The organism is Chitinimonas sp., assembly GCF_036568685.1.
Taxonomy (GTDB): domain Bacteria; phylum Pseudomonadota; class Gammaproteobacteria; order Burkholderiales; family Chitinimonadaceae; genus Chitinimonas.
Genome location: NZ_DATCSC010000132.1, coordinates 26,598 through 34,626, shown reverse-complemented (window position 1 = coordinate 34,626; position 8,029 = coordinate 26,598). Strand labels below are relative to the sequence as shown.

Sequence of the window (8,029 nt, the reverse complement as noted above, 5' to 3'; positions counted from 1 at the left end):
CATTTGTGGTGCCTTCTGTGCCAGTCATGCCATCGAGCTGTGGGTGACCTTGCCCCTGCTGTGGCTCGCCGCTTGGCTGGGCAGCCTCACCAGTTATGGCTTGGGGCGTTGGTTGGGGCGGGAGTTGCACGTGCGAGACTACCGCTGGCTGGATAGGCATGCGCTGGCGCAGGCACAGCGTTTCTATGCCCGCTACGGTGGGTTGACCTTTCTGTTCTCCCTCTATGTGGCGGTGGTCCGCACCTTTGCCCCGCTGCTCGGCGGCGCCGCCGGCATGGGTGGCGCGCGGTTTGCGCTGGCCAGCCTCGCAGGGGCGCTGCTGTGGGTCGGCGGCTTGCTGCTGGCTGGCTACTACCTGGGCAATATCCCACTGGTGCGTGAGCATCTGCAGGGGCTGGTGTTGTTCGGTCTGGCGCTGGGCCTGGGTGGCCTGGCTGCGCAAACCGGCTGGCGGCGCTGGCAGGCCGCTCGCGCAAAAAGAGCTTCCCCGCTGTAAGACCGGCCGGCTTGGCACGACCAAGGTGCATTCCAAAGCAGAAGGGGTGTGTCATGGCCAGCATAGGCGGCGTTACTTCCAGCTATCTGGGTGGGGTCTATACGGCGGGTGGCGGCCGGGCAGGTCTGGAGCGTGAGCTCGGTACCTTGCAGCAGCAATGCGCCGAGGTTGGTGGCTGTACCACCACGCCCACTACCGAGAAATTCAAGCAGGAGGCCGCTCTCAACAGCCGCATTGCCGCCGTGCGTGGGCAATTGCGTGATCTACAGGATGGTGCGGCGACCGTTGCCCAGACTGCGTCATCCATCGGCACAGCCAGCGGGCAGCGCAATCAGGTCGATCTCTATGTCTGATTGTGCGGCCTGAGTAGGGCTCAGCCACTGGCCCGAATGCTGCGTACCCCCTGGCCCAGCTTACGGCGCAGCAGCGCCCGCAGGCTGACGCCATCGGCGTAGCCCACCTGGCTGGCGATCGCTTCCACGCTATCGCTGCTGGTCTTCAGCAGGTGTACGGCCCGCTCAACCTGAAGGTCCTGAAAATAGGACATAGGGGTCTTGCCCAGTACCTCGTGCAGCCGCCGTGCCAGCGTGCGCTTGCTGGTGGCCAGGGCGCGGGCGGCATCGTCCAGCACGAAGCCTTCGGCCAGCCGGCCGCGGGCCCATTGTTCAAAGCGCTGGACCAGCGGGTCGGCGTGCGCCAGATGGTCGTTGATCACATAGGAAGACTGTGCCGGCCGGTTGTCTACGATTAGGTAGCGCGCCGTAATGGCCGCCAGTTCCGGGCTGGCCTGTCGGATCAGCATGAGTGCCAGGTCGATGTGGCTGAGTGCCGCGCCGGCCGTCACCAGCGCGCCGGACTGTACCAGCATGCGGGCTTCATTGAGCTTGACCCTGGGGTAGCGCTGCCGGAACAGCGGTGCCAGCCACCAGGTGGTGGTGGCGCTCTGCTCGTCCAGCAAGCCCGATTCGGCCAGCACAAAGGTACCGATGCAGGCAGCAGCAATCTTGCCAGCAGCCTCACCGCGCAGCCTGATCCCCGCCGCCGCCTCCTGGATGTCGGGCCGGGCCAGTGCTTCCTGCAAGGGGCCGGGCATCTTGGTGCCGATGGCCGGCACCACCAGCCAGTCTGCCGCCAAAGGGTCCAGTGGCGCGACCGGCACCGTCCAGCCTTGTGCGCTGCGTACCCGCTTGCGTACGCCCACTACCGAGACATCAAAGCGCAGCGAATGCAGGCCCTGGGCCTGTGCCAGCTCGTTGGCGGTGCCGAAGGCATCGAGCACAGTGGCAAGGCCGGTGTCGAATACGCCATCGAGCGCGAGTACCTGAATATGCATGGCAAGATCAGTATCAAAGATGTCAATCTCGCCAATATGGCGCAGCGGCTCCCGGTCGTAAAGTGCCGCCATCGCCTGAGTGGCGATGCCAACCCCCAACAACCGATACCAGGAGTCACACCATGATCAAGCTCGCCCTGTTCGCTCGTTTTGAAGCCCAGCCCGGCAAGGAAGCCGAAGTTGCTGCCTTCCTCGAAGCCGGCCTGGCACTCGCCAACCAGGAGGCCACCACGCCCATCTGGTTTGCTCTGCGCCTCTCGCCCAGCGTGTTTGGTGTTTTCGATGCCTTCCATGACGAGGCTGGACGCCAAGCTCACCTCAGCGGGCCCATTGCCCAGGCGCTGATGGCCAAGGCGCCGGAGCTCTTCGCCGCACCACCCACTATCGAGCCCATCGACGTACTGGGCCTCAAGAACGTGGCTTGATCCGCAGCCCCGCTGGCAGGCGAAGGTGGGCGAGGGCTATCATGCGGCAGGCCTGGACTAGCCGGGCATACAACCGGAGTCCACATGTCGTTCCGCACCACGCTCGCCTGCCGTCTGGCGCTTATTCCCTTGCTGGGCATCGCTGCCCAAGCGGCTCACGCTGAAGATGGCGATTGGTCGGTGGTTGCCGGGCCGGCAGTCTATGTGGGCCCCAAGTTTCCCGGTGCAAGCAGCACCCGAGCCACCCCGCTGGTCTATCAGGATGTGAGCTACCAGAAGCGCTGGTTCTCGCAGGGCTTCGATGTGCTGGGCTATTACCTGCAGAACGACGAAACCTGGCAGAGCGGCCTGGACCTGCAGATCGACCCTACTGAACGGCGTGCCAAGGACGACCTGCGCCTCGCGGGCTTGGGCGATGTGCACGCAACCGCTCGGGCGCGCGCCTTTGCACAGTATTCCTGGTCCTTTCTGACCGTGTTGACCGATGTGACCCAGGACATAGGTGGCCAGCGCCAGGGTGTGCTCGCCAACGCCGATGTTTTCTTCAGTGCTCCCCTGGGCGATCTGATCGTCAGTGTGGGGCCGGGGTTGAGCTGGGGTAACGGCCGCTATATGCGCACCTTGTTCGGCGTGGATGCCGAGCAGAGCGCGCGGTCCGGCCTGGCCCGTTATGACGTCGGCAGCGGCGTACGCGAGCACAGGCTCAACCTGATCCTCAACTACACCTTCGACAAGCAATGGTCGGCTACCGTGACCGTGGCCCGTGCTCGCTTGGCGGGCGAGGTTGCCGCCAGCCCCATCGTTGCGCAGCGGCGCCAGACCACCACCCAGGCCACCGTAGGTTACCGTTTCCGCTGAGTATTTAACCCTTCCCTTTGCACGGAGCTGGCGTGAACGAATCGTGGATCTACCGGCTGGATGCCGGCTTGCTGTGTGTGTTGACCGGCTTTGCCATGATGCTGGCTGCGGCGGCAGGCGCCTGGCTGGCCCGCCTTCGTCCGCAATTGGCGGAGAGCCGGCTTGGCCCGATCGAGACCAGCCTGTTTGGCCTTCTGGCCCTGCTGCTGGCCTTCTCCTTCTCTGGCGCCGCCAGTCGCTACGAGGCCCGTAGCAACCTGATGGTGGACACCGCCAACGCCCTGCAGGGGGCCATTCTGCGCGCCGACCTGTACCCCGAGCCCTTACGTGCGGAGATCCGCACCGATCTGCGAGATTACCTTGATGCGCAGATCGCCTTTCACGAAGGCGAGGGTGACGCAACCCAGCGCGAGGGGGCCATCGCCCAGGGCGAGGCAGCAGCACAGCGGCTTTGGGGGCGGGTGAGCGAGGCCGCCCGCAACCCGGCCCTGGGGCTCGCCTCTACCCAGAATATCGCCGCGCTCGACAGGCTCTTTGCACTGACCCATAGCCGCCAGGTTGCGGCCAGGACCCATACCCCGGTGGCCATCCTGTGGTTGCTGTTCGTGCTGGCCTTGGCCACGGCCTATACCAGCGCCTATGCCGCAGGCTCCACGGGCAAGTTCAGCTGGGCCGGTTATGTGGGCTACGCGGTGCTCACCGCCTTGGTGATCTATATCACGCTGGACCTTGACCAACCTGGTCGTGGCTTGATCCGGCGCGATGTCCAGGAACAGGCCTTCCTTGCCCTCAGGCCGCTGCTGGCCAACTGAGTGGACTGCCTACCAACAGCTTGGCATCCCAGGGGTTAGATCAGTGCGCCACGCCCAGGATGATGCTGCCTGCGTCGATCTGGGCGGTTGCCGCCTGGCCTATGCACCATTGGCCTACTTCCTCTACCGCCGCCACGATCAAGGCCCCACCAGGCAGGCGCAGCATGACCTCACCCCGGCCGGGGCCGCCGCTCAGGCTTTCGACCTGGCCGGCCAGGCAGCTCAGCCCCGGTTGGCCCTGCGCATCGTGCCCCGCGAGCAGCCTGACCCAAGGCGCCTTGATCAGCGCCACCACCGGACTGCCGGGCTGCAGTGCCAGCAGCTCGGTACTCTCGCGGGTGATGATGGCGCTCAGCATCTCACCCCCGGCCAGGCGCAGCACGACCTCGTCATTGGCCGTGCCGGCGTGGATTTCCTGCACCGTGCCGTGTAATTGGTTGCGGGCGCTGGTCTTGAGCATCATGCGGCGCAGGGTGTCCAGGCTGAGTGCTGTGTCGTCCAACGGCGCCAGTTCGCGCAAAAGCTTGCGCTGCATTTCCTCCACCGCGCGGTAGACCATGATCAGGTTACGGCCAGCCTGGGTAAGTTGGGCGCCGCCTCCGCCTTTACCACCCACCACGGTGCTCACCAGTGGCGTACGGCTCAGGGCATTGAGCTCTTCGAGCGCACTCCAGGCGGAGCGGTAGCTCATGCCGGCGACCTTGGCCGCCTGGCTGATGGAGCCACTTTCGGCGATGCCTTCCAGCAGCAGGATGCGGTTGGAGGGAACGGGAACGCCGCCTTCGGCGCCCAGGGCGGGGATCAGGGGGTAGATGGACATGCGGTGGCGAGCGTAGCTAAGCGTAGGGCGGACATTGACCGGTGGCGTGGCGTATGCGATCTTGCATTCGTTATGCAATGAATTGCATAGCGATCTGCTGGGTTCCGTTATAGGAGAGGATATCTTGATCGACAAGAGCTTGGCCCGCTGGGGTCGTAAAGTCCTGTTCGCTGCCTTGCTGCCCCTCTTGTTGCTGCCGGCCCGTGCGGCCGAGGTGCAGGTGGCGGTCGCCGCCAATTTTGCACCGGCCATGCAGAAGCTGGCACCGTTGTTCGAACAGCGTACCGGTCACAAGGCAGTGGTGTCCTCGGGTGCAACCGGCAAGTTCTACGCCCAGATCCGCAACGGCGCCCCCTTTGAAGTGCTGCTCTCGGCCGACGATGAAACCCCAGCCAAGCTTGAGCAGGAAGGCCTGGCCGTCGCCGGCAGTCGCTATACCTATGCCATAGGCCAGCTGGTGCTGTGGAGCGCCAAGCCCGGCGTGGTGGACGATAAGGGCGAGGTGCTGCGTCGCGGCGGCTTCGAACACCTGGCCATCGCCAACCCCAGGCTCGCCCCCTATGGCCTTGCGGCGGTCGAAACGCTCAAGGCGCTCAATCTCTACGACAATCTCACCGCCAAATTCGTGCAGGGCGAGAACATCGCCCAGACCCAGCAGTTCGTGGCCACTGGCAATGCCGAGCTGGGCTTTGTGGCGCTTTCCCAGGTGTTTGAAGACGGCAAGCTCAAGTCCGGTTCGGGCTGGATCGTGCCAGCCAAGCTACACACCCCCATCCGCCAGGATGTGGCCCTGCTCGACAAGGGCAGGACCAATCTGGCGGCCGAGGCTTTGCTCAAATTCCTGCGTTCGAGTGAAGCCCGCAGCGTGATTGCCGGCTACGGTTACGGCTTCTGAACAAGATGCTGCTGACGCACGATGACTGGGCAGCCATCTGGCTGACGCTCAAGCTGGCTACCACCACCACGGTGTTTCTCTTGCTGCTGGGCACGCCGCTGGCCTGGTGGTTGGCACGTGCCCGCGGCTGGTTCAGTCAGGTGGTGGGCGCCTTGGTCACCATGCCCCTGGTATTGCCGCCCACCGTGCTGGGTTTCTACATGCTGGTGGTCATGGGCAGCAGGGGGGTGGTGGGGCAGTTTACCGAGCATTTGGGCCTGGGCCTCCTGCCCTTTACCTTCGCCGGCCTGGTCATCGCCTCGGTGCTGTATTCGCTACCCTTCGCGGTGCAGCCCCTGCAGCAGGCCCTTCGCGCCATCGGTACGCGGCCGCTGGAGGTCGCCGCCACCTTGCGTGCATCCCCCTTCGATACCTTCTTCAGCGTGGTGCTGCCGCTGGCCAAGCCAGGGCTGATCACCGCCACGGTCATGAGCTTTGCCCATACCGTTGGCGAGTTCGGCGTGGTGCTGATGATAGGTGGCAATATCCCCGACAAGACCCGCGTGATCTCGGTACAGATATACGACCATGTCGAAGCGCTGGAATACACCCAGGCCCACTGGTTGGCGGGCGGTATGCTGGCCTTCAGCTTCCTGGTGCTATTGGCTTTGCACCGGCTCAACGGGCGAGAGGGCAGACCATGAGCGTATTGGCCAGCTTCCATCTGCGCCGCGGGGATTTCGTGCTGGAAGCCAGCATGCGCTTGCCCGCCAGCGGGGTTTCGGTGCTGTTCGGCCCTTCCGGTTCGGGCAAGACCACCTTGCTGCGCTGCATGGCAGGGCTGGAGCACGATGCCGCCGGCCAGCTCAACGTCAACGGTGAGCTATGGCATGACAGCCCGAACGGCCTCTTTGTGCCGCCTTATCGACGTGCGCTGGGCATGGTGTTTCAGGAAGCCAGCCTGTTCCCGCACCTGGATGTGCGGCGCAACCTGGCCTATGGCTTCGATCGCACGCCCGCGCCGCAGCGCCGGGTGAGTTGGGAGCAGGCCATCGCTCTGCTGGGCGTGGACCACCTGCTGGCCCGCCAGCCGGATGGCCTCTCCGGCGGCGAGCGCCAGCGCGTAGCCATTGCCCGCGCGCTACTGACCTCGCCCCGCCTGCTGCTGATGGACGAACCGCTCTCGGCGCTCGACATGGCGCGCAAGCAGGAGATCCTGCCCTATCTGGAGCGGCTGCACCGCGAGTTCGACATCCCCATCGTCTATGTCACCCATGCCATCGACGAGGTCAGCCGGCTGGCCGACTACTTGGTACTGCTCGAATCCGGCCTTGTCGTCGCCCAGGGACCGTTGTCCGAGACCTTGTCCCGGCTCGATCTGCCGGCGAGCTTCGATAGCGAGATCAGCGTGGTGCTGGAGACCCGGGTCGCCAGCGTGGATGGCCACTACCAACTGGCGCGCCTGGCCTTCGCCGGTGGGGAGCTGCTGGTGCCTTTGGGACAAGGGGTTGGGTCGCAGCAGGTGGGCCAGGCCTGCCGGGTACGTATCCATGCCCGTGACGTCAGCCTCAGCCTCCAGTCACAGACAGCGGCCGATGCCGACAGCAGCATCCTCAACCGCTTGCCGGCCGTGGTCAGCGCCATCGCCCCCGCCCTGCACCCGGCGCATGTCCTGGTCCGGCTGGATCTGGCCGGTACCGAGCTGGTTGCCCGTATTACCCGCTTGTCGCTCGACAGCCTCAAGTTGCGGACCGGCATGCCGGTCCTGGCCCAGATCAAATCGGTCGCGCTGCTGTGAGCGCCCGTGCGGGGCAAACCGGTGGCGAGTAGGGTGGTTGCCCCAGCCCGGCGCGCCTGATAGCGTAAGGTTTTCTCCGCTAGCCAGGCCCGCCATGAGCGTCACTATCCGCAAGATCGAAGCCCGCGACGAAGCCGATTGGCGCAGCCTCTGGGCCGGCTACTGCACCTTCTACGGCCAGCAGGTGCCCGAGGGGGTCACCCGCCACACCTGGGCGCGCATCATGGACCCCGCTTCCACCGTCAACGCCATCCTGGCCGAGCACCCCACAGCCGGCGTGGTGGGCATGGCTATCTATGTGCTGCACGAAAATACCTGGAGCCTCACGCCGGGCTGCTACCTGGAAGACCTCTTCGTCAGCCCGGTGCACCGGGGCGGCGGCGTGGGTCAGGCCTTGATCGACTGGCTGCAAGCGCAGATGAAGGCGCAGAACTGGTCGCGCCTTTACTGGCACACCCAGGAGAACAACTACCGCGCGCGTGGGCTGTACGATAAATACACCGAGCACAGCGGCGCGGTGCGCTACCTGATTCGTAACGCCGAGGCCCAGCCACCGAAGACCCTGGACTAAGCGCCGCTCTCAATCCGATCAAAGATGCGCCGCAAGGCGTGG

11 protein-coding genes are annotated in these 8,029 nt (G+C 65.0%); 9 read left to right on the top strand and 2 right to left on the bottom strand.

Annotated elements, in window-relative coordinates; translation table 11 throughout:
• Positions 1 to 496, top strand: a 496-nt coding sequence (locus VIM95_RS19460; protein WP_331989061.1) for a DedA family protein, incomplete at its 5' end; no start/stop codon positions are given.
• Between the two features lie 53 nt (positions 497 to 549).
• A complete protein-coding gene (locus tag VIM95_RS19455) occupies positions 550 to 849 on the top strand; it encodes a FlxA-like family protein (protein WP_331989059.1) in 300 nt (99 codons plus the stop codon).
• Positions 850 to 869: 20 nt separating this feature from the next.
• Here the strand turns inward: VIM95_RS19455 and VIM95_RS19450 are convergent, their stop codons facing one another.
• The gene (locus tag VIM95_RS19450; protein ID WP_331989057.1) at positions 870 to 1,829 is read right to left on the bottom strand and encodes a GlxA family transcriptional regulator; all 960 of its coding nucleotides are present in this window, start codon (positions 1,827 to 1,829) and stop codon (positions 870 to 872) included.
• Positions 1,830 to 1,951: 122 nt separating this feature from the next.
• Here VIM95_RS19450 and VIM95_RS19445 point away from each other — a divergent pair, with 122 nt between their 5' ends.
• The 3 genes from VIM95_RS19445 (at position 1,952) to VIM95_RS19435 (ending at position 3,924) form a co-directional block, all read left to right on the top strand.
• Positions 1,952 to 2,254: an antibiotic biosynthesis monooxygenase gene (locus tag VIM95_RS19445; protein ID WP_331989055.1), complete on the top strand. Its 303-nt coding sequence runs from the start codon at positions 1,952 to 1,954 to the stop codon at positions 2,252 to 2,254.
• Between the two features lie 84 nt (positions 2,255 to 2,338).
• Positions 2,339 to 3,112, top strand: a complete 774-nt coding sequence (locus tag VIM95_RS19440) for a MipA/OmpV family protein (RefSeq protein ID WP_331989053.1) — start codon at positions 2,339 to 2,341, stop codon at positions 3,110 to 3,112.
• Between the two features lie 32 nt (positions 3,113 to 3,144).
• A complete protein-coding gene (locus tag VIM95_RS19435) occupies positions 3,145 to 3,924 on the top strand; it encodes a hypothetical protein (RefSeq protein ID WP_331989051.1) in 780 nt (259 codons plus the stop codon).
• 40 nt (positions 3,925 to 3,964) lie between these two features.
• Here the strand turns inward: VIM95_RS19435 and VIM95_RS19430 are convergent, their stop codons facing one another.
• A complete protein-coding gene (locus tag VIM95_RS19430; protein WP_331989049.1) occupies positions 3,965 to 4,744 on the bottom strand; it encodes a TOBE domain-containing protein in 780 nt (259 codons plus the stop codon).
• 124 nt (positions 4,745 to 4,868) lie between these two features.
• Here VIM95_RS19430 and modA point away from each other — a divergent pair, with 124 nt between their 5' ends.
• The 4 genes from modA (at position 4,869) to VIM95_RS19410 (ending at position 7,987) form a co-directional block, all read left to right on the top strand.
• Entirely contained in the window at positions 4,869 to 5,639 is a 771-nt protein-coding gene (modA, locus tag VIM95_RS19425; RefSeq protein WP_331989047.1) for a molybdate ABC transporter substrate-binding protein, read from the top strand.
• Positions 5,640 to 5,644: 5 nt separating this feature from the next.
• Entirely contained in the window at positions 5,645 to 6,322 is a 678-nt protein-coding gene (modB, locus tag VIM95_RS19420) for a molybdate ABC transporter permease subunit (RefSeq protein WP_331989045.1), read from the top strand.
• Positions 6,319 to 7,416 (top strand): molybdenum ABC transporter ATP-binding protein, encoded by a 1,098-nt coding sequence (gene modC / locus VIM95_RS19415; RefSeq protein WP_331989043.1) that lies wholly within the window; start codon positions 6,319 to 6,321, stop codon positions 7,414 to 7,416. The genes modB and modC overlap by 4 nt, the downstream gene beginning before the upstream one ends.
• A gap of 94 nt (positions 7,417 to 7,510) precedes the next feature.
• Positions 7,511 to 7,987: a GNAT family N-acetyltransferase gene (locus VIM95_RS19410; RefSeq protein WP_331989041.1), complete on the top strand. Its 477-nt coding sequence runs from the start codon at positions 7,511 to 7,513 to the stop codon at positions 7,985 to 7,987.
• Positions 7,988 to 8,029 lie beyond the last annotated feature (42 nt).

Bases quoted from the DNA above. Each gene is read 5' to 3' on its own strand.
- VIM95_RS19455 (WP_331989059.1), top strand. From the start codon at position 550: ATGGCCAGCATAGGCGGCGTTACTTCCAGCTATCTGGGTGGGGTCTAT.
- modC (WP_331989043.1), top strand. From the start codon at position 6,319: ATGAGCGTATTGGCCAGCTTCCATCTGCGCCGCGGGGATTTCGTGCTG.
- VIM95_RS19440 (WP_331989053.1), top strand. From the start codon at position 2,339: ATGTCGTTCCGCACCACGCTCGCCTGCCGTCTGGCGCTTATTCCCTTG.
- VIM95_RS19430 (WP_331989049.1), bottom strand. From the start codon at position 4,744: ATGTCCATCTACCCCCTGATCCCCGCCCTGGGCGCCGAAGGCGGCGTT.
- VIM95_RS19410 (WP_331989041.1), top strand. From the start codon at position 7,511: ATGAGCGTCACTATCCGCAAGATCGAAGCCCGCGACGAAGCCGATTGG.
- modB (WP_331989045.1), top strand. From the start codon at position 5,645: ATGCTGCTGACGCACGATGACTGGGCAGCCATCTGGCTGACGCTCAAG.
- VIM95_RS19445 (WP_331989055.1), top strand. From the start codon at position 1,952: ATGATCAAGCTCGCCCTGTTCGCTCGTTTTGAAGCCCAGCCCGGCAAG.
- VIM95_RS19450 (WP_331989057.1), bottom strand. From the start codon at position 1,829: ATGCATATTCAGGTACTCGCGCTCGATGGCGTATTCGACACCGGCCTT.